Genomic DNA, 20,537 nt, shown 5'->3' on the forward strand with positions numbered 1-20,537 from the left:
CTCTAAACTCAAAATTGCAGATAGGGTATTTTTAACTATTTAAAACATTGTAGTTAACTAAAGTTTAAAAGTGATAAGTGTACTTATTTTTTTTGTTGGCAAAATTACTATTAAAAATTAATATATCTATATTTGTCTTCGACATTTATAGAGGAGTCTGGTGCCACAAATTATACAGAAAGATCTTCAATATTTACTGATTCTTCAAAAGTTTTATTAATTTTAGAACTTTTATAAAAAGTGGTAGGGAGTTGCTGAGGCAATTCTTCGAGGCTTGCATAGTGCATATTTTAAGCAGACGGAAATAATAAAAAATAAATAATAAATAGAAAGCTTATGTCACAAATTGTTGGGCATGTATCTCAAATAATCGGACCAGTGGTGGACGTGTTTTTCGACACAGCCAACCCTGCATTGAACTTGCCGAATATTAACGATGCCCTTGAAATTAAAAGGCCTGATGGTCGTTCTTTGATTCTCGAAGTTAAACAACACATAGGCGAAGACACTGTACGTGCCGTAGCTATGGATAGTACCGACGGTTTGAGCCGGGGACTGGATGTGATACCTTTAGGTTCACCTATCAGAATGCCTGCCGGAGATCAGGTAAAAGGCCGTCTGATGAATGTTGTAGGTGATGCCATTGATGGTATGAGTATTTTGGATAAGGCGAATGGGAATCCTATCCATCGGGAACCTCCGAAATTTGAAGAACTACAGACTACACGCGAAGTTCTTTTCACCGGGATCAAAGTAGTAGACTTACTGGCGCCGTATGCAAAAGGAGGTAAAGTAGGTTTGTTCGGTGGAGCCGGGGTGGGCAAGACCGTACTGATCATGGAACTTATTAATAATATTGCAAAAAAACACAACGGTTATTCCGTATTTGCAGGGGTAGGGGAACGTACCCGTGAAGGAAATGACCTGTTGCGTGAAATGATAGAGTCGAAAGTTGTACGTTACGGAGAAGAGTTTGAAAAAAGCATGGAAGAGGGCCATTGGGATTTGTCGAAAGTAGATCCTAAAGAACTTGAAAAATCTCAGATATCACTTGTGTTCGGACAGATGAACGAACCTCCCGGAGCACGTGCCGACGTAGCCCTTTCGGGACTGACCATAGCAGAATCCTTCCGCGATGCAAAATCAGACGGGCCAAAAGATATCCTTTTATTTATTGATAATATATTCCGTTTTACACAAGCTGGTTCGGAAGTTTCGGCCCTTTTGGGACGTATGCCTTCGGCAGTAGGTTATCAGCCAACATTGGCAACGGAAATGGGGGCGATGCAGGAACGTATTACTTCTACTAAGAATGGGTCTATTACCTCGGTACAGGCTGTATATGTACCTGCCGATGACTTGACCGACCCTGCGCCTGCGACAACATTTTCCCACTTGGATGCTACAACGGTTCTCGATCGTAAGATTACCGAAATGGGTATTTATCCGGCTGTGGACCCGCTGGGTTCAACTTCCCGGAGCCTTGACCCTATCGTTGTAGGACAGGAGCATTACGATACAGCCCAACGGGTGAAAGAAATACTTCAACGCAATAAGGAATTACAGGATATTATTGCCATTCTGGGTATGGAAGAGCTTTCCGATGAGGACAGGCAAACTGTAAACCGCGCAAGACGTATTCAACGCTTCTTGTCTCAGCCGTTCAATGTGGCAGAGCAATTTACCGGGGTACCGGGTGTGATCGTCGATATTCAGGATACTATCAAAGGCTTTCAGCGAATATTGGACGGAGAAGTGGATTACTTACCTGAACAGGCATTTTTGAATGTAGGAACAATCGAAGATGCTATAGAAAAGGGTAAGAAAATACTGGCTCAGGCTGCTGAATAAAATTTTAGGATATGAAAAAAACAGAACTCCAACTTAATATTATATCAGCCGAAAAGAAACTGTTTTCGGGTGCTGTAGCTTCGGTGGTCATACCCGGTATTTCGGGTAGCTTCGGAGTTTATCCCGACCATGCACCGTTGATTTCACCATTGAAAGAAGGTGTAATAATTTATACGGTCGGCGGATCGGAAAAAACAGTAGAAGTGAATGGCGGTATAGCAGAAGTGAACAACGGAGTTGTGACAATTTGTGTAGCTTAAAGAATGGACTTTTTTAAAGCCAAATTAATTACTTCGTTACTGGCATTCGGCCTTATTGCAGGGGCTTTGATCGGTGCTTTGCTGTACTATCAGTTTCCGCAGTATTATCCGCACTGGTACGAAGGCATTTTGCTCTTTCTCCTGTTGTTGGAATCTTTGATTCTCGTCTATGTAGAATCGGCAAGCCGGAAGGCAACTTCGCGGCAGATGCTGAATACATATATGCTGACAAAGGTGATAAAGATATTTGCAGCACTCATTTTTGTTGGGGCATATGCAATTATCGTCAAGGAAAATATAAAGAGTTTCGTTCTTATTTTTATGATTTTCTATCTTTTGTTTCTGGCTTTTGAAGCCTATTTGTTCACTAAGATAGAAAAACGGATAAAGAAAAAACAACAATAGTATATGAAACACTATTTGAAATATGTTATAGCCTTGGCTTTTCTGTTTGCTATTGCAGGTATACAGCCTGTAGCCGCAGAGGAAGGACATGAAGCTAAGGTAGAGCAAGGGGAAGGCGAATTGAATGTAAAAGAATTGATTCTCGACCACTTGGCCGACTCCTATGAATGGCATATGGCTACTTTTGGCGATTTCCATCTGACTATACCTTTACCAATCATTGTAAAGGGTGAAACAAGCGGGTGGCATATATTTATGTCGACTAAGTTCCATCATGGGCACGAAGCATACGAAGGTTTTTATATTGCCCCCGATGGCAACTATAAAGGCAAGATAGTAGAAAAGAATGCCGCCGGAGAAGAAGTACGTCCGTGGGATTTATCACTTACAAAGAATGCAACCAGCCTGATTATCAGTTCTATCTTGTTGCTTGTTATAGTGATGAGCGTAGCCAACTGGTATAAAAAACAGGAGAAAAGCGGGGAAAAGAAAGCTCCGAAAGGATTTGTTGGTTTCATGGAAATGTTCATAATGAGCGTTCAGGATGATATTATCAAACCTTGTGTGGGTAAGAATTACAGAAAGTTTTCACCTTATCTGCTTACCGTATTCTTTTTCATCTTCTTCAACAATATCATGGGGTTGATCCCTATATTTCCGGGAGGAGCGAATGTAACAGGTAATATTGCAATCACACTGATACTGGCATTGTTTACATTCTTCACGGTAAATCTTTTCGGAACAAAGGAATATTGGAAAGAAGTATTCTGGCCCGATGTGCCTACATGGCTCAAAGTCCCTATCCCGATTATGCCTGCTATCGAGTTGGTAGGTGTCTTTACCAAGCCGTTTGCATTGATGATTCGTCTTTTTGCAAATATCCTTGCCGGACACTCCATTGTATTAGGTTTGACATGTCTGATATTTGTTACAGCGAATCTGGGAACTGTGGTAAATGGTTCTATGACTGTCGTATCGGTATTGCTGACTATTTTTATCAGTTTTGTAGAAATATTGGTGGCCTACATTCAGGCTTATGTATTTACTATGTTGTCGGCGGTATTTATTGGTCTGGCACAGGCGGAACCACATCATCATGCAGAAGAAAAACATTGATTAGAAAAACATTGAATCAAAAATAAATAAACAATTAAATAATTTAAAATTAGAGCATTATGTTACTATCAACTTTATTACAAGCAGCAGAAGCTGCAAGCTTAACAGGTTTTGGTGCTGCACTTGGAGCAGGATTAGCTGTAATCGGAGCAGGCATCGGTATCGGCAAAATCGGTAGTTCTGCTATGGAAGGTATTGCCCGTCAGCCGGATGCAGCCGGAGATATCCGTACATCTATGATTATTGCGGCAGCGTTAGTAGAGGGGGTTGCCTTATTTGCTGTTGTTGTATGCGGATTTATCCTTTAATAAATATTTAAGGATTTAAGATTTAGAGATTTAAGACCAAATGAAAATAAAGGCACGGTCTTTAAATATTAAATTTTTAAACATTAAATTAATAAAAATATGAATTTACTATTACCTGAATCTGGGCTTCTCTTTTGGATGCTCCTTTCGTTCGGTATCGTTTTCTTCATTCTTGCTAAATTTGGTTTCCCTGTGATTACCAAAATGGTGGATGAACGCAAAAACTATATACAGGACTCATTGGATGCAGCCCATAAAGCGAATGAGCAGTTGGCCAAGATAAAAGAAAAAAGTGATGAACTTCTTAACTCGGCCAAAGCAGAACAGGTGAAGATCTTGAAAGATGCTGCCGACACCCGCGACCGTATTGTAAACGAAGCGCGTGAACAAGCAAAAGTGGCAGGGGCTAAAGAACTCGAAGAAATAAGGAAACAGATACAAGCGGAAAAAGAGCAGGCTATCCGCGACATTCGTCGTCAGGTAGCCGAGCTTTCCGTCGATGTGGCCGAAAAAGTTCTTCGTGAATCTCTGAAAGACCCTAAAGCTCAGATGTCAATGATTGATCGCCTGGTTGATGAGGCTATGGTATCTAAATCTTAACTGTTATGAATGAAGGGATGATCTCTAAGCGATATGCTAAAGCGTTGTTGCAATTTGCTATCGACAATAAATCCGAAGATATTATCTTTTCGGAGATGAAGGCGCTTGCAGCTGCATTTGCAGCCGAGCCCCGGTTGCGTATGGCAATGGATAATCCTACGTTGAACGCTGATGATAAGCTCGCGCTGATTAAAGCCTCTATAGGTGGAAAAGGCAGCGATGTGTTTGTCCGGTTTGTCGATCTTGTTGTGAAAAATAAAAGGGAAGTATATCTTCGTAATATAGCATTGAGTTATGTAGACTTGTATTGTGAGTCGAAACATATCAATACGGGAAAGCTGGTGACAGCCACGCCTGTAGATACTGCTGTAATAGAGAAGATGAAGAGTTTGCTGCAAACAATCAAACCCGGAACTCTTGATTTTGAAACAAGTGTAGACCCTGATATTGAAGGAGGATTTGTCCTTTATGTCGATACATACCGGCTCGATGCCAGTGTGAAGACTCAGCTGAAGCGGATTAAACAACAGTTTGTCGCCGAAAACAGTAAGATGAATTAATGTGCCAGTATGCCAATATGAAAATGAGTGAATGAAACTCATAATTCATAATTTATAACTTATAACTAAATTGATTTATGTCTGAAAATATAAAAGCAAGTGAAGTCTCTGAAGTGCTGAAAATGCAGCTTGAGAACATTAGCAACCGCGTACAATTCGACGAGGTGGGTACTGTTCTTGAAGTAGGGGACGGTGTTGTTCGCATATATGGACTAAAGAATGCGGAAGCCAACGAGCTTCTTGAGTTCGACAATGGCATTATGGCTGTTGTGATGAACCTCGAGGAAGACAATGTGGGTGCTGTATTACTTGGCCCGTCCGATCAGATCAAAGAAGGTTTTTCGGTAAAACGTACAAAGAGAATCGCCTCCATCAATGTGGGGGATGGAATGCTCGGACGTGTTATCACCCCGCTTGGTCAGCCGTTGGATGGAAAAGGTCCTATTACGGGCGAACTACTCGAAATGCCACTGGAGCGCAAAGCCCCGGGGGTTATTTATCGTCAGCCTGTTGCGCAGCCGTTGCAAACAGGTCTGAAAGCAGTGGATGCTATGATTCCGATAGGTAGAGGCCAGCGTGAGCTTATCATCGGTGACCGCCAGACCGGAAAAACAGCAATCGCTATCGATACGATTATCAATCAGAAATCGAATTATGAAGCCGGAGACCCTGTATATTGTATCTATGTAGCTATCGGTCAGAAAGCTTCGACAGTAGCCAATATCGTTGAAACGCTTCGAGAAAAAGGCGCGATGAAATATACCGTTGTTGTTTCTGCTACAGCAGCCGAACCTGCAGCCTTGCAGTATTTCGGTGCATTTGCGGGAGCTGCTATCGGAGAATACTTCCGCGACACAGGCCGTCACGCACTGGTGGTTTATGATGACTTGTCGAAGCAAGCGGTGGCTTATCGTGAAGTATCCCTGATCCTTCGCCGTCCTCCGGGCCGTGAAGCTTATCCGGGAGACGTATTCTACTTGCACTCACGTTTGTTGGAGCGTGCGGCTAAGATTATCAGCCAGCAGGAAGTTGCCGAGCAAATGAACGACTTGCCCGAAAGCCTTAAAGGAAAAGTAAAAGCGGGAGGTTCGCTTACTGCATTGCCTATTATCGAGACTCAGGCGGGTGACGTGTCGGCATATATCCCTACCAATGTGATTTCTATTACCGATGGCCAGATCTTCCTCGATGTTGACTTGTTTAACTCAGGTTTGCGTCCGGCTATTAACGTTGGTATATCAGTATCGCGTGTGGGTGGTTCGGCTCAGGTGAAGGCGATGAAAAAAGTGGCCGGAACATTGAAAATCGACCAGGCTCAATATCGCGAACTGGAAGCATTTACCCAATTTGGCGGTGACTTGGATGCTGTAACGGCAATGACCATTGATAAAGGTAAGAAGAATACCCAGTTGCTTGTTCAGCCGCAATATGCACCAATGCCAGTAGAACGCCAGATTGCAATACTATATTGTGGAACAAACGGGCTGTTGAGACATGTACCTGAGGATAAAGTTCATGACTTTGAAACTGAATTTCTGAGAACATTGGAAATGCAGCATCAGGCAGATGTATTGGACCAACTGAAAAAAGGTGTTATCAACGCAGATATAGAGAATATTATTAAGCAGGTTGCCAAAGATACAGCCGCTCAATATAGAAAATGATTGAATTATGGCATCTCTTAAAGAAATAAAAACCAGGATTACTTCGGTAAAAAGCACAAAGAAGATTACTTCTGCGATGAAGATGATAGCGTCGTCCAAGCTTCACAAAGCTCAGTCCGCTATCGGTAATTTTTTACCATATCAGGCAAAGCTGGATGCCATTCTGACTAATCTGCTTTCTTCGGATACAAGTTACGATTCACCTTTTACTCAGACGAGGGATGTAAAAAGGGTTGCAATAGTAGCTTTTGCTTCCAACTCTTCGTTGTGCGGAGCCTATAATGCCAATGTAGTGAAGGAGTTTAATGCTACATACAATAAGTATAAAGCGTTGGGAAAGGACAATATCCTCATATATCCTATAGGTAAAAAAATAGCTGATGCAGTGAAAAAGCAGGGGCTGGTATCTCAGGGAGATTATAAGGAAATGGCAGATAAACCATCATACCTGATGGTGCAGGATCTGGCAAAAGATTTGATAAAGAAGTATATTGATAAGGAGATAGACGAGGTGGTTTTGATATACCATCATTTTATATCTACAGGTTCCCAGAAACTGATGAATGTACTTTTTCTTCCTTTCAACCTTAGTCATGCACAGGCGGACGAAGCAGCAGATAAAAATGCTGTTCAGACCGATTACATCTTGGAACCGTCGAAAGATGAGATTTTGGAGAGTCTCATTCCTACCGTGTTATATTCACGCTTGTATGCAGCCTTGCTGGATGCTAATGCGTCGGAACACGCTGCCCGTACGATGGCTATGCAGATAGCTTCGGATAATGCGGATGAACTTGTTCAGGATCTGATAATCCAATACAACAAGTCTCGTCAGCAGGCAGTGACTAACCAGTTGCTGGATATTATCGGCGGAGCTTCGGCATTGCAGGGATAAAATATTCTAAATACAAAAGAAGGGATTGTTTCAGATGAAGCAATCCCTTCTTGTTTTTTAGTATTGGTTCTATGCTTCTCTCTTTCTCCTAATTGGCTTTTTCGGAGCAAAGTGCAGATCAAACAATAAATTGCTTATTTTTGTGTTTTATTATATGTAATAATCAGCCGTCGAAATTATACGTGTCACAAAATAAAACGGTATGTGCACTATGTCTCGGACTAAGTGTACTGTTAGTATTCTTTTTTATGTCGTGTTCTAACCAGAAGAACACCGCTTTGACACGCTTCTACCATTCGGTAAATACCCGGTATAATATCCATTTCAATGCGAATGAAGCATATAAGGAGACCCTGAAGACCAGAAGTGAGGGGCAGGAAGATAATTTTTCTCAGATGTTGTATATTTTTCCCGACAATTCGGATTCTGCTACTATGCAGGCTCCCGGCGGAAGTTTTACAACTACGATAGACAAAACGACGAAGGCTATAAAGTTACATTCTATAAAAGCCAAACCCCGCCGCGACCCTAAACGCAGGAATGACGCGAAATATCAGGCATGGCTTCAGCAAAAGGAATATACTCCTTTTATGGATCAGGTATGGCTTCTGCTGGCTAAAGCCGAATTTCATGAAGCCAATTACCTGCGGGCTATAACCACTTTCATGTATATCACCAAGATATACAGTTCTGATCCCGATATCGTAGCCGAATGCCAATTATGGATCAGTAGAGCGTACACCGAAATGGGTTGGATGTACGAGGCCGGCAATATATTGCATAAGATGGAAATTGCAGGAGGAGCTCCCGAAAGCCAGAAAGCATTGTATTCGGCTGTAAAAGCCAATTACCTGATAAGAAATAAAGAATACACGGATGCGATACCACATTTGGAATATGCTATAAAGAAAGAAAAAGATAAGAATCAAAAGCTTCGCCTGAAATATCTGTTGGGACAATTATATATAGAAACGGGAAATAGAACTGCCGCCGCTAAGGCTTTCTCGAATGTATACGGGATGAATACTCCTTATAAGTTTACATTTAATTCCAAATTGCAGGAGTTACAGCTCGATACGTCCAAGAAGGCTTCCGATGTGATATCTTCTCTTAGAGGTATGGCTAAAAGTTCGAAGAATAAGGATTATAAGGATCAGGTATACAATACCATCGGGAATATATACCTGCAACAGCAAGATACAGCTAAAGCAATAGAAAATTACCGTATTGCGATAAAAGAAAGTGTCCGTAACGGATACGACAAAGCTATGGCACAGGTATCGCTGGGGGATATTTATTTCGGCAGGAGAGATTTTATTCCTGCTCAGCCATGCTATTCCGAGGCTTTACCTCAGTTGAAAAAAAACGATGCAAGTTATCCGCGTGTTTCTTTTCGTTCCGAGGTTTTGGATGAGTTGGTTGTACATGCGATCGTTGTGTATGAACAGGATAGCTTGCAGCATTTGGCAAGCCTCCCCGAAGAACAACGTCTTGAGATTATTCATAAAAAAATAGACGAACTAAAAAAAGAAGAGGAGGAACGCCTCAGGGAAGAGGAAAGGCTAAAGCAGGCAGAAGAGCAAGGTAATAGAATCACGAGTTGGGATCAACTGGAAACAAGTTTATCTCATAATATTCCTCAAAATCAGACATCTCAGACAGGAACTGCTGGTCAGCAAGGAACAGATCCTCAATTCTATTTCTATAATGAACAGACTGTAGCCCAGGGAAAAGTCGCTTTTCAGAAGCAATGGGGCAACCGCAAACTCGAAGATGACTGGCGAAGACGTAGCAAGTCGGGTATATCCTCTTTTGATCGACTGGATGAAATAAGCCTGTCGGATTCGATCAGTTCGGGACAAACGGGTTTAGGACAAGGAAATGTAACCGATCCGGGAGAGATGAGCGCTACAGAGGATAAATATTCTGTCGAATATTATTTGCAGCAATTACCCCTTACAGAGGAGGCTGTGAAAGAGTCGAACGAATTAATAGAGAATGCCCTGTTCAATATGGGGAAAATATATAAAGACAAGCTTGAAGACTTGCCACTGGCCATAGAGACTTTTAATACCGATATAAGCCGTTTCCCTGCTACACCTAATCTTGAAGAAATATATTACCAGTTATTGCTGATTTATATGCAGCTTGGCGATCAGAATATGTTGGCTGTTTACCGGAATAAATTGTTGACTGAATTTCCTCAGGGGCAATATGCTACACCATTATCCGAACCTGATTTTGAGTGGAATTTCAGGCATATGCCACTATTGCAGGATTCGTTGTATAATGAGGCCTACACTGCTTATCAAAGGGCAGATGTACAAATTGTAAGAAACAATTATCAGTCCATGAAAGCCAAATATCCATTTACGGATATGATGCCTAAGTTTGCTTTCCTGAATGCACTGTCTTATGCCCAGACCCGCGATGTAAAAGCATTGGGTGATAATTTGTCCGAAGTAGTGCAAAAGTATCCGAAAGCTGATGTCACCCCACTGGCAACAGAGATTCTGGAAAGAATAAAAGAAGGCCGGATTATATTGTCGGATGGTACGCCTATTACGGAATTTGACTGGAGCAAGGCTTATCTGGGGGATAGTGCTATGGTGGGTGAAAACGGGAAGGTTTTAGCGTATAGCGACAGCCTGGATACAGAGTATTTACTTCTGTTGATGTATAAATCGAATACGATAGACAGGAATGAATTACTCTATCAGGTAGCTGATTATAATTTTTCCAATTATGTAATTCAAACATTTGACCTGAACTTCGATACCGAACCGCCTTATGATATGTTGCAAATAAAGGGATTCGAATCGTTTGCCAATATCAGGTCATATATGAATAAGGCCTTTGGCGAAGACGGTTTGATGCACAAGGTGGACACATCTATTCTGGTATTACCTATTTCTGTAGATAACTATACCGGTATGCTTCCTCGCCTGGGATTGGAGCAATATATGACTTTCTTTGCTGAACATTACGAAAAACAATTGCCTCAGCTAGTTGCATACTGGAATAATAAAGGAATAATTGACAGCCTGACAGTACAACCGGCTGCCGATGATCCGGATGTGACATTGCCGGAGTTGCCAGAACCACCTGAGGATGATGTTATCCGCCCGGAAACAGAAAAAGAAATTCCACCTGTTGAAATAAAGAGGGATGATGAGGTTACTAAACAACCCGAAAAACCTGTAAATGATAAGCAAATAAATGCAGACGATCTGCTAACTAAAGAACAATTGGAGAAAGCCGGAAAAGTAAATGACGCAATAGAATCTGTAGAAGATATTGTGAATAATCCGGTGGATGGCATTAAGAATCTGTTTAATAAATATAAAAACAGGGAAAGCCTGACTAAAGAAGAAAAGGTGGAACAGAAAGAACAGCAACGTCAGGAGAAACAACGTCAGAAAGAACAGAAAGCAATAGAAAAAGTACGACAGGATTCTATCACCAAGACTGAAAAGGCCAAAGCCGATGCTATTGCCAAAGCCGAAAAGGCGACCAAGGATTCTATAAAAACTGTAGAAAAACAACGTCTGCAGCAAGTACAACTGGAACAGCAACAGAAGAAAGATGCTGAGCGTGCGGCGATTAAGGCCAGAGAGGACGAGCGTAAAAAGAAAGAGGACGAGCGTAAAGAGCGGATTCGTCAACAGGAAGAACGGCAACGACAACAGGAACGAGAACGAAAAGAAAAGGAGAAATCTCGCGAAGAAGAACGTAAGGAGAAAGAACGCCTACAGAAAGAACGTCTTCGTCAACGAGAAAAAGAGCGCGATGAAAAAGAAAAAGCCCGCGAAGCTGAACGTAAAGAAAAGGAAAAGCAAGCTGAAGAAAAACGTAAACAACAGGAAAAAGATAGATGATAATACCCTATTTTAGCTACGTTAGTTAAAAAACTTTATATTATTAGTTGATATGACAAAAAAAAATGATTAATTTGCCGAGCGAAAAACATAAGGTATTACCTTCATCCATTAAAAACTAACTATATGAACGAGAACCTAGAGCCCAAATTGCCTGTGGGAGACCCTTCTGACGAGAACAAAGCCGAAGAAACAAAGCCTGTGGAAGCTGATGTTGAAGCGGTAGCGAATGAATCTGCTGAAAAAGAAACCCCGGCTGAAAATGTTGAGCCAGTAAAAGAGGAAGAAACAGTTGAAGAACCGGAGTCAGCAAAAGAAGCTGAGCCTGTAGAAGAGCCTGTGGTTTCTGATGTTACTGAGCCGGCAGAAGAAGCTGCTCCAGAAGTAGAGGCAGCACCTGAAGTCGTGGAAGACCCGGAAGAGTCAACTGTGGCAGCAGAAAATAATGAGTCGGAAGACGATATAGAGCAACCTGAGGCAACTACAGAGGCTCATGTGACAAAGCACGCATCTTTGACAAAGGATGAGATAATAGAGAATTTAAAAAATCTGGCATCGCAATCCGAATTACCTTCGCGTGCAGAGGTGGAGGCATTGAAACAGGCTTATTATAAACTTCGTTCTGCAAGTGTGGAAGCGGAGAAAGCAGCATTTGTCGAAGCAGGCAATGATGCTGAAACTTTCACGCCTACACCTGACCCTAGTGAGGATGTGGTAAAAACTTTCTTAAATGAAATAAAAGAGAAGCGAGCTAGTAACGCCATTGCAGAAGAAAGACTTAAGGAAGATAATTATAATAAAAAACTTCAGATAATAGATTCGATTAAGAATCTGACTGAAAGTTCAGACGACTTTAATAAGTTATATAAAGAGTTCAAAGATTTGCAGCAACAATGGAACGATATAGCATTAGTCCCTCAGGCTAAAGTTAAGGAGTTGTGGAAATCATATCAGATTTATACGGAAAAATTCTATGACCTGATTAAGATAAACAACGAGTTCCGTGATTATGACTTTAAGAAGAATCTGGAACTGAAAACATCTATAATTGATGCTGTGGAAAAACTGATAGATGACGCGGATGCAGTGTCAGCATTCCATCAGCTTCAGAATTTCCATCAACAATGGCGTGAGATAGGTCCTGTAGCCAGAGAACTCAGAGAAGAAACCTGGACACGCTTCAAAGATGCATCTACTGCTATAAATAAAAAATATCAGACACATTTCGAATCTCTGAAAGGAAAAGAAGAGGAGAATCTGGCAGAGAAGACTGCAATTTGCGAAACACTGAAAACGATTGATTATTCTACGCTTAATTCATTCAAAGATTGGGATGAAAAGAGTAAAGAAGTAATTGAATTACAGGCAAAGTGGAAAACCATCGGTTTCGTACCTAAAAAGGTAAATACACAGATCTTTGAGGAATTCAGAGCTTTATGCGATACTTTCTTCGAACGGAAAAGTGAATTTTTCAGAGGGGTTAGAGATGAGATGGACATCAACCTTGAGAAAAAACGCTCTTTGTGCGAGCAGGCAAAAATGTTGAAAGACAGTACCGAATGGAAATCTACGGCTGATAAATTGATTTCTATTCAGAAAGAATGGAAAACTATTGGTCCGGTACCCCGTAAATATTCGGATGCTATCTGGAAAGAATTTGTTACAGCATGTGATTATTTCTTCGAGCAGAAAAAGAAGAACGAATCTTCACAAAAAGGTGAAGAACTGGAAAATCTTGCAGCAAAGAAAGAAATTATAGAGAAGATAAATAATATAGACCAATCTTTAGAAGCATCGGAAGCAATCGCTCAGGTGCGTGCCTTGGCGGATGAATTCCATAAAATAGGATTTGTTCCGTTTAAAGAAAAAGACAGGATTTATAAAGAACTCCATCAGGCTGTAGATGCTCATTACGATCGCTTGAAAGTGGATAAGACCGAACGTCGTTTCGAAGCTTTCAAATCGAATATGAGGGATATGTCGAAACAAGACAATCCAAAGCGGGTATTATACAAAGAAAGGGATCATCTGATGCACCAGTATAATAAGGTGAAAACAGATCTTCAGACTTACGAGAATAATATGAATTTCCTTTCCGTTTCATCGAAGGGTGGTGGCGGCCTTTTGAAAGACATAACTCATAAGATAGAGAATCTGAAAAATGAGATGGACTTACTTGTTAAGAAAATAGAGGCCATTGATGAAAGCCTCAATGAGCTAGAAAAATAGAGAGTCTCTTATAGAATATGAAGAAAGGATATCTTGAGCAAGATATCCTTTCTTATTTTTATAGATTGTATTCAATTTGTCTTCTTGTAACTTATTACTGCCCATATATTAAAGAACAATGCAAATCCGATGAGGACAACCATATGTGTCGTCATATCTGTTAATGCGCTTCCTTTCAGAAATACCATACGCATTACCTCTATGAAATACCTCAGAGGATTAGCCATCGTAATGACCTTTGCCCACTCTGGCATACTGTTTATGGGAGTAAACATACCACTCATCAGAATCAGTATAATAAGGAAAAAGAACATGACAAACATGGCTTGCTGCGTTGTATTCGAATAATTTGATATAACCAGTCCCAAGCCTGAAACTACAAGTGTATAAACCCCGGCAAAGAGGGCGATAGTGAGAAGGCTGCCCGAAGGAGCCAAGCCATACACTAAAGCGGAAAGCAAGAAGCAAACCGTAAGTACAATACCTCCGATAATCCAGTATGGAATCAATTTTGCCAGAATAAAGGTGAATTTATTAACCGGAGTTACATTCATCTGCTCGATAGTTCCGGCCTCTTTTTCTCCAACTATGTTCAATGCGGGTAGGAATCCGGCAAGTAAGGTAAGCAACATAACCATCAGTGCCGGTACCATAAATACTTTGTAATCGAGATGTGGATTGAATTTATTCTGAGGTACTATATTGATAACAGGCAGAATAGTTTTAGTGCTTGTTTGTACCCATTCTCCTCGTATTTCATTTCCGAAATCGCTAAGAATAGAGGTCATATAAGAAGAACTCAACCCTCCTTTGACTCCATTCACCGCATTGGCTGAAACCATTACATTGGCCCGGCCATCCCGTACTAGATTTTTTTCAAAGTCAGGTTGTATTTCCAGAATGATATCCGCTTTGCCGGATTCTATACTCTCCAAGGCTTTATTATTCGATTCAGATACGTCTGTAAGAAGAAAATATCCGGAAGAAGTTATTTTATTTACAAGACGCTCTGAATAAGAACTATGGTCGTTGTCGACAATGCTCAGGCTGATATCTTTTATCTCCTGATTCGCTGCCCAGGGCATGATAAGCATCATCATAACAGGCCATACCATTATCAATTTCGGAAGGAATTTATTCCTCAGAATCTGTTTAAATTCTTTTTCGACAAGAAACTTTATCATATTGTTAGCTTTTAGCTACTTGCTTATAACCTTTTCGCTATTTTCTCTAATCACTAATGGCTATAAGCTAATAGCTTATTAAGTGAGCCTTGTTTTGAACTTCTTTAAACTTACCACTATCAGGGATACTGCCATAACTAATAGTATTATCATCTCTTTTAATACAAATACTACATCCACCCCCTCTATCATAAGCTTTCTTACGGATGATACATACCATTTTGCCGGTATGATATCAGAAAACCATTGGAGAACCGCAGGCATGCTTTCTATAGGGAATATCATTCCCGAAAGCAGCATCACAGGCATCATCAATCCCATACCTGAGACCAGCATGGCTGCGACCTGTGTATCTACAATAGTAGAGATAAGCAAGCCTAAAGCCAATGCCACCATAATGAACAGAACGGAAACGATTGTCAGCCAGAAGAGACTTCCCGCCACAGGTACCTGTAATACAAAGACCGACAAAAGGAGTATTGTAGACAGATTGACAAAAGATAAGGTGAAATATGGAACCATCTTTGCGAGAATGATGTATATCGGCCTAATCGGCGATGCTAATAGTATTTCCATAGTACCCTGTTCTTTTTCGCGTACAATAGCTATGGATGTCATCATGGCGCATATCAGCATCAGTATAAGCCCCATTACTCCGGGAACGAAGTTATAGGCGCTTTTAAGCTGAGGATTGTATAGCATTCTTATCTCGGGTATAATCTGAAACGGAACTTTATATTCCTGCATTAGTTCCTGCTGATAGGAGGTGATAATACTGGTTGCGTAACCAGATAGCATACTAGCCTGATTTGGGTCGGTAGCATCGGTTATAAGTTGTACAGACGCTTCCCCGGTATGTAGCAGGTTATCACTGAAATTTTCTCCAAATACGATTACCAGATTAACTTTCCCTTCTTTGAATATTCTGTCCATATCATCGGGATTATTTAGTACTTCCGTAACAGTAAAATATTCGCTAGCCTGTAATTGTTCCGTGATGCGCTGTGTTGAAATATCTTTTGAGGGGTCGAATATCGCAATCTGCGTATTTTTCACTTCGGTTGTAATTGCAAACCCGAAAAGTATAATCTGCACTATGGGCATGCCAAGCAGGATAAGCATAGTACGCCTGTCGCGAAATATGTGGAAGAATTCTTTTTTTACGAAGCTTATGAATTGTTTCATCTAATTAATAGTTGACAGTTGATAATGGACAGTTGACAATGGACAGTTGACAATGGATATTTCAAAGTTTATGATTATTTTCGTTAATTATTAATTTACCAATGGTTGCTGAAAAATCGTATAACTTTGCTCTAAGAATAATAAATCTGTATAAGTGGCTTGTGGCAGAACATAACGAATATGTTTTGTCAAAACAATTACTTCGTAGTGGAATAGCTATTGGGGCCTTGATAAAAGAAGGTGAACATGCCCAGTCTAAAGCTGATTTTCTAAACAAAATGAATATCGCTTTAAAAGAAGCCAACGAAACCGAATATTGGCTTATGCTTTTGAAAGATGCAGCTTTTTTATCGGAGAAAGAATTTGTTTCCATTCATTTAGATTGTCAAGAATTAATAAAACTTCTTATAAGTATTGTAAAAACAACAAAAGAACGATTAAACAGAAGTTAGTAGTAAATAGGTTTTGCTATTCACTGTCAATTGTCCATTTTCAATTGTCAACTCTAAGAGCTTTTCTCGCCAACTGCTGAAATACTCCGTCCATGCTATCCGCATTGAACCGGTGGCGAAGATTGGCAGGGGTGTCCAAAGCTTCTATCCTGCCGTCGACCATGATAGATACCCTGCGGCAATATTCAGCTTCATCCATATAATGAGTAGTTACAAATACGGTGATCCCTCTGTCCGAAGCCTGATATATCAGCTCCCAAAACTGACGGCGGGTAGCCGGGTCGACACCACCGGTAGGTTCATCGAGAAAAACAACTTTAGGTTTGTGAAAGATAGAGACGGAGAAAGCCAGTTTCTGTTTCCAGCCGAGAGGTAATTCTTTTACGAGCGTATTTCGTTCATTTATAAAACCCAGTTCGGTCAGTATTTCATCCGTTTTGGCTGATATCTCTTTGTCTTTCATTCCGTATATTCCTCCAAACAGGCGCATGTTTTCCCATACCTTCAGGTCTTCGTATAATGAGAATTTCTGGCTCATATAGCCTATGTTTCTCTTTACGTCTTCCTGTTGTCGGGCAATATCGAATCCTGCAACCATGCCTTTTCCTGAGCTTGGGTAACTCAATCCGCAGAGCATGCGCATAGCAGTTGTTTTTCCCGCGCCGTTTGCCCCCAGAAAGCCGAATATCTCACCTCTGTCTACACTGAAGGAAATATTATCTACGGCCGTGAAATTGCCGAATTTCTTTGTGAGATTTTCCGTATGTATTACTTTTTCTGTCATTATTCGTTATTTTGAGCCAATTGCATGTAACAATCTTCGATAGTTGCCTGAATGGTATGTATTTCTATATCCTTATGTTGTTTATCGGCAAGGAAGGCTTTCAGCTCGGCCTCAGTCAGATTATTGTTGACAGTGATATGATGTGTTTCTCCAAACGTGAAACAGGTCTTCACCTTATCGTATTGCCGTAAATCTTTTAATAACTGATACATCTGATCACTCTTTACCGACCATAACGGCTCCGAAAACCGGTCTATAATATTTTGCGGTGTATCTACCTGCAAAAAACTGCCTTGCTGAATAAGTGCAATACGGTCGCAAAGCGTAGCCTCGTCCATATAAGGAGTAGATACAAGAATGGTGATATTCTGTTCTTTCAGTTTCCTGAGCATCTCCCAGAATTCCTTTCGAGAAACCGGGTCTACTCCTGTAGTCGGTTCATCAAGGAACAATACGGTGGGTTTATGTATAAGGGCGCAACTCAGTGCCAGCTTTTGTTTCATACCACCCGATAACTTGCCTGCTCTCCTGTTTTTGAATGGTTCTATTTGTTGGTAAATATCTTTTATCAGATGGTAGTTTTCCTGAATGGTCGTATTGAATACGGTAGCGAAGAATTCGAGATTCTCTTCCACCGTCAAATCCTGATAAAGTGAAAATCTACCCGGCATGTAGCCGATATGATTGCGTATCTCCTTATAGTCCCTCACTACATCAAGTCCGTCGACTGTAGCTGTGCCGCCATCAGCCAGAAGCAAAGTGGTAAGGATACGGAAAAGGCTTGTCTTTCCGGCTCCGTCGGGGCCGATAATACCGTATATCTCGCCTTGTTCCACGTCGAAACTGATATCGTTCAGGGCCTGAATATCACGGTACTTTTTACTTATATTTTGTACAGAGATAGCTTTCATTTGTTTAAGTAACTGTTTAGAAGCTGTTTGAATTATATTATTTATCTGTTTTTGTTAAAACCTGACACATCTGACAGTTTTCTTAATTTTTTCGGTTGTCATATTTTTCTTCTTTTTGTGTTCGCCCTTTCTTTTCTGTGAAGAAGTAAGTACCTGCATATCCTTTTTTGTATGTTCGTTTTTCGGGGGGAACTCGATGATGGCCTCCGCGCAGGTTTCCAATATTTCTTCCGCCGGTTTTTGATCTATACTATTATCTGCTTCTTCTATTTTTTCCAGAGTTTCGGCTTCATCCTTCATTGTGCATGCTTTAGCGGCTTTCTCCTCCCCCTGGGGAAATCGGGAGAGGCTATCCTTCTTATCCTTTCTGTCCAGCAGCATCTTTATCGTGCGAAGGTCGGGCGGGCATTCCTTTTTTGTAACTGTCTTCTGCTTGAAAACAAGTTCGCCTGTATGTCCATCGGGGACATAGATGTCTTTTTCTACCGTGGTGTAATAGCCTTCAAGTTTCTTTTTCAGTGAAGCATGGATCATCGTCATCAGTTCCGCTTCGCGGCGCACTACCGCCTGTTCCACTTCGCTGCGGAAATCGCCTCTGGTATTCATCCAGCAATAATATGTCTCACGGCTGATGCCTGTTGCCTTACATACCTGTGATACGGTGAAAAACTCGTCTTCAAGCAGGCTTACAATCTTTTCTGTCAATTCTGTACTGTACTTTGCCATAATGTTTTTGCAATATAGATAAACAGTATTTCTATTCATACAAAATTTTAACATTTTAGAGGTTAGTGGCAGAAGCTTCGTGTTATGGCCCTCCTTCCCTCGGCTACACCGAAACACTAGGCTTACAATAGTCAAAATTACTCTGTTATAACTCAAACAGCTTCTAATAAGCTATCTCAAAATAATACATAGTAGAATACCAATAATATTTAAACAGTTACTAACTCGACATATAAAATGTCATTCTTTTCCAGATAATGAATCTTATTCTCCCTCGAAAGCCAGCCGAGGGTGAGATATACATACATCTGCCTGTAACCTGTTATTTTTTCTATGTCATCAATTGTCATCATACCCCTTTCGCTGAGTAATTGCCATACTAATCCGGCATCAGCACCAATAAGATTATTCAACATATGTAATAAAATTTCAAGATTTCACAACTTCTTCTTTTAAACGGATACTTATCTTTAAAGCATCTTTCCGTAAGAATATGTTTTATTAGTTCCCGATATAAAAATATGTCCGCTATAGTTTACAGGCAATGAAAAATCGACAAACAAATGCTATTTCCCGATGAAACCGGTATCCTTATATGCCAATTCAGGATCTCAGGATTATGCTGGTTTTAGTTCAGTTTCAACTCCCCATACATCCCTTTTTTGAGGTAGCCATCGTTCTTTACGGCTATTTTTACCGCATAGACCAGATTGGCGCGTTCGTCCCGGGTCTGAATGGTTTTTGGAGTGAATTCCGATTTATCCGATATCCATGTAATCGTGCCTGTATATTCTTTCATGTCTTTTTCTCCGAAGTCGGCGAATACCCTGACCTGTTGTCCTATTTTTACTTCGGTAAGCTGACCGGAAGTAATATATGCCCGCAGAAACATATTGTCCATATCGGCAATCTTGAATAGGACTCTGCCTTGGGTTGCCAGTTCTCCCTGTTCTGCGTATTTGGATAGCACAGTTCCTTTTATCGGGCTTGTAATAATTGATTTTTGTAATTGGTCATTCAATTGGGCAACCTGTATATCCAGCCCTGTACTTTCTTCGGATACTCCTCTGTTAGAGTTTTCCAAAGTCTCGGTTTGTGCAGCCAGCTGCCTTTCCAATACCAGTATCTGAGCATTGATTTCATCTACTTGCTTCTGATTGGCGGCATTGGCCTTTACCAGATTCTCGAAACGTCTGAGTTCATTCCTTTGAGTAGCTATTTGTTGTTTCGTGGCTGCTATCTGGCGGGGTACATCTGTATAGCGGGTTTTTACCGATTTCATATTGGCCAGCAGCTGCATCTTTTTCAGATATAGCTGTACAGTGTCTATATAACCTATTTCCCTTCCTGCATCAAGGAGCTGGCCTTCTGTAATATCAAATTGCATTATCTTTCCATTGGCTTCGGCAGAGACAATTACTTCGGTTGTTTCAAATACGCCCGATGCATCATAATCGCCATTACCCCTGCCACAAGATGATAAAAGGATGGCAAAACTGAAGTAAAGTATATTTTTTATTGTATTCATG

General features: G+C 40.8%; 18 protein-coding genes and 1 pseudogene. 12 read left to right on the forward strand and 7 right to left on the reverse strand.

The features are described from left to right. Positions 1 to 336: 336 nt before the first annotated feature. The 11 genes from atpD (at position 337) to QZL88_RS17095 (ending at position 13,766) form a co-directional block, all read left to right on the forward strand. Positions 337 to 1,851 carry a F0F1 ATP synthase subunit beta gene (gene atpD, locus QZL88_RS17045; RefSeq protein ID WP_296943094.1) on the forward strand — a complete coding sequence of 505 codons (1,515 nt, stop codon included), beginning with the start codon at positions 337 to 339 and terminating at the stop codon, positions 1,849 to 1,851. A gap of 11 nt (positions 1,852 to 1,862) precedes the next feature. Then, positions 1,863 to 2,111 (forward strand): ATP synthase F1 subunit epsilon, encoded by a 249-nt coding sequence (gene atpC / locus QZL88_RS17050; RefSeq protein ID WP_006799684.1) that lies wholly within the window; start codon positions 1,863 to 1,865, stop codon positions 2,109 to 2,111. A 3-nt stretch (positions 2,112 to 2,114) separates the two neighbouring features. Further along, the gene (locus tag QZL88_RS17055) at positions 2,115 to 2,516 is read left to right on the forward strand and encodes a hypothetical protein (protein WP_296943098.1); all 402 of its coding nucleotides are present in this window, start codon (positions 2,115 to 2,117) and stop codon (positions 2,514 to 2,516) included. Positions 2,517 to 2,519: 3 nt separating this feature from the next. Further along, positions 2,520 to 3,632 (forward strand): F0F1 ATP synthase subunit A, encoded by a 1,113-nt coding sequence (gene atpB, locus QZL88_RS17060; protein WP_296943100.1) that lies wholly within the window; start codon positions 2,520 to 2,522, stop codon positions 3,630 to 3,632. 59 nt (positions 3,633 to 3,691) lie between these two features. Continuing rightward, positions 3,692 to 3,940 (forward strand): ATP synthase F0 subunit C, encoded by a 249-nt coding sequence (gene atpE / locus QZL88_RS17065; protein ID WP_006799681.1) that lies wholly within the window; start codon positions 3,692 to 3,694, stop codon positions 3,938 to 3,940. A gap of 99 nt (positions 3,941 to 4,039) precedes the next feature. After that, a complete protein-coding gene (gene atpF / locus QZL88_RS17070; RefSeq protein ID WP_006799680.1) occupies positions 4,040 to 4,540 on the forward strand; it encodes a F0F1 ATP synthase subunit B in 501 nt (166 codons plus the stop codon). Between the two features lie 5 nt (positions 4,541 to 4,545). Then, on the forward strand, positions 4,546 to 5,100 hold the full coding sequence (locus QZL88_RS17075; protein WP_296943103.1) for a F0F1 ATP synthase subunit delta: 555 nt from the start codon (positions 4,546 to 4,548) through the stop codon (positions 5,098 to 5,100). Positions 5,101 to 5,177: 77 nt separating this feature from the next. Beyond that, on the forward strand, positions 5,178 to 6,764 hold the full coding sequence (gene atpA, locus QZL88_RS17080) for a F0F1 ATP synthase subunit alpha (protein WP_296943104.1): 1,587 nt from the start codon (positions 5,178 to 5,180) through the stop codon (positions 6,762 to 6,764). A gap of 7 nt (positions 6,765 to 6,771) precedes the next feature. Next, positions 6,772 to 7,659 carry a F0F1 ATP synthase subunit gamma gene (locus tag QZL88_RS17085; protein ID WP_296943106.1) on the forward strand — a complete coding sequence of 296 codons (888 nt, stop codon included), beginning with the start codon at positions 6,772 to 6,774 and terminating at the stop codon, positions 7,657 to 7,659. A 248-nt stretch (positions 7,660 to 7,907) separates the two neighbouring features. Beyond that, positions 7,908 to 11,537: a tetratricopeptide repeat protein gene (locus QZL88_RS17090; protein ID WP_296943108.1), complete on the forward strand. Its 3,630-nt coding sequence runs from the start codon at positions 7,908 to 7,910 to the stop codon at positions 11,535 to 11,537. A gap of 126 nt (positions 11,538 to 11,663) precedes the next feature. Next, on the forward strand, positions 11,664 to 13,766 hold the full coding sequence (locus tag QZL88_RS17095) for a DUF349 domain-containing protein (protein ID WP_296943110.1): 2,103 nt from the start codon (positions 11,664 to 11,666) through the stop codon (positions 13,764 to 13,766). A 71-nt stretch (positions 13,767 to 13,837) separates the two neighbouring features. On the opposite strand, the gene QZL88_RS17100 is transcribed toward QZL88_RS17095, so the two are convergent. Beyond that, a complete protein-coding gene (locus QZL88_RS17100; protein WP_296943112.1) occupies positions 13,838 to 14,950 on the reverse strand; it encodes an ABC transporter permease in 1,113 nt (370 codons plus the stop codon). Positions 14,951 to 15,028: 78 nt separating this feature from the next. Next, complete coding sequence (locus QZL88_RS17105; RefSeq protein ID WP_296943114.1) at positions 15,029 to 16,135, reverse strand: ABC transporter permease; 1,107 nt, start codon at positions 16,133 to 16,135, stop codon at positions 15,029 to 15,031. 101 nt (positions 16,136 to 16,236) lie between these two features. Between QZL88_RS17105 and QZL88_RS17110 the strand changes: the two genes are divergently transcribed. Beyond that, positions 16,237 to 16,587: a four helix bundle protein gene (locus QZL88_RS17110; protein WP_296943115.1), complete on the forward strand. Its 351-nt coding sequence runs from the start codon at positions 16,237 to 16,239 to the stop codon at positions 16,585 to 16,587. A 40-nt stretch (positions 16,588 to 16,627) separates the two neighbouring features. Here the strand turns inward: QZL88_RS17110 and QZL88_RS17115 are convergent. From QZL88_RS17115 to QZL88_RS17135, 5 genes and pseudogenes are all read right to left on the reverse strand, one after another. Beyond that, positions 16,628 to 17,341 (reverse strand): annotated as a pseudogene (locus QZL88_RS17115) (ABC transporter ATP-binding protein); the annotation flags it as partial. 29 nt (positions 17,342 to 17,370) lie between these two features. Beyond that, on the reverse strand, positions 17,371 to 18,282 hold the full coding sequence (locus tag QZL88_RS17120) for an ABC transporter ATP-binding protein (protein ID WP_296943118.1): 912 nt from the start codon (positions 18,280 to 18,282) through the stop codon (positions 17,371 to 17,373). A 54-nt stretch (positions 18,283 to 18,336) separates the two neighbouring features. Next, the gene (locus QZL88_RS17125) at positions 18,337 to 19,008 is read right to left on the reverse strand and encodes a helix-turn-helix domain-containing protein (RefSeq protein WP_296943120.1); all 672 of its coding nucleotides are present in this window, start codon (positions 19,006 to 19,008) and stop codon (positions 18,337 to 18,339) included. Positions 19,009 to 19,217: 209 nt separating this feature from the next. Next, complete coding sequence (locus QZL88_RS17130; protein WP_296943122.1) at positions 19,218 to 19,424, reverse strand: winged helix-turn-helix domain-containing protein; 207 nt, start codon at positions 19,422 to 19,424, stop codon at positions 19,218 to 19,220. A 212-nt stretch (positions 19,425 to 19,636) separates the two neighbouring features. Then, complete coding sequence (locus QZL88_RS17135) at positions 19,637 to 20,536, reverse strand: HlyD family efflux transporter periplasmic adaptor subunit (RefSeq protein ID WP_296943124.1); 900 nt, start codon at positions 20,534 to 20,536, stop codon at positions 19,637 to 19,639. Position 20,537 lies beyond the last annotated feature (1 nt).

The organism is uncultured Dysgonomonas sp. (assembly GCF_900079725.1).
Lineage (GTDB): Bacteria > Bacteroidota > Bacteroidia > Bacteroidales > Dysgonomonadaceae > Dysgonomonas.

Coding starts and splice junctions, on each gene's coding strand:
- QZL88_RS17090 (WP_296943108.1), top strand. CDS start 7,908: ATGTCGTGTTCTAACCAGAAGAACACCGCTTTGACACGCTTCTACCAT.
- QZL88_RS17095 (WP_296943110.1), top strand. CDS start 11,664: ATGAACGAGAACCTAGAGCCCAAATTGCCTGTGGGAGACCCTTCTGAC.
- QZL88_RS17100 (WP_296943112.1), bottom strand. CDS start 14,950: ATGATAAAGTTTCTTGTCGAAAAAGAATTTAAACAGATTCTGAGGAAT.
- QZL88_RS17125 (WP_296943120.1), bottom strand. CDS start 19,008: ATGGCAAAGTACAGTACAGAATTGACAGAAAAGATTGTAAGCCTGCTT.
- atpB (WP_296943100.1), top strand. CDS start 2,520: ATGAAACACTATTTGAAATATGTTATAGCCTTGGCTTTTCTGTTTGCT.
- atpC (WP_006799684.1), top strand. CDS start 1,863: ATGAAAAAAACAGAACTCCAACTTAATATTATATCAGCCGAAAAGAAA.
- QZL88_RS17130 (WP_296943122.1), bottom strand. CDS start 19,424: ATGTTGAATAATCTTATTGGTGCTGATGCCGGATTAGTATGGCAATTA.
- atpF (WP_006799680.1), top strand. CDS start 4,040: ATGAATTTACTATTACCTGAATCTGGGCTTCTCTTTTGGATGCTCCTT.
- QZL88_RS17105 (WP_296943114.1), bottom strand. CDS start 16,135: ATGAAACAATTCATAAGCTTCGTAAAAAAAGAATTCTTCCACATATTT.
- atpA (WP_296943104.1), top strand. CDS start 5,178: ATGTCTGAAAATATAAAAGCAAGTGAAGTCTCTGAAGTGCTGAAAATG.
- QZL88_RS17075 (WP_296943103.1), top strand. CDS start 4,546: ATGAATGAAGGGATGATCTCTAAGCGATATGCTAAAGCGTTGTTGCAA.
- QZL88_RS17085 (WP_296943106.1), top strand. CDS start 6,772: ATGGCATCTCTTAAAGAAATAAAAACCAGGATTACTTCGGTAAAAAGC.
- QZL88_RS17055 (WP_296943098.1), top strand. CDS start 2,115: ATGGACTTTTTTAAAGCCAAATTAATTACTTCGTTACTGGCATTCGGC.
- atpD (WP_296943094.1), top strand. CDS start 337: ATGTCACAAATTGTTGGGCATGTATCTCAAATAATCGGACCAGTGGTG.
- QZL88_RS17135 (WP_296943124.1), bottom strand. CDS start 20,536: ATGAATACAATAAAAAATATACTTTACTTCAGTTTTGCCATCCTTTTA.
- QZL88_RS17110 (WP_296943115.1), top strand. CDS start 16,237: ATGGTTGCTGAAAAATCGTATAACTTTGCTCTAAGAATAATAAATCTG.
- QZL88_RS17120 (WP_296943118.1), bottom strand. CDS start 18,282: ATGAAAGCTATCTCTGTACAAAATATAAGTAAAAAGTACCGTGATATT.
- atpE (WP_006799681.1), top strand. CDS start 3,692: ATGTTACTATCAACTTTATTACAAGCAGCAGAAGCTGCAAGCTTAACA.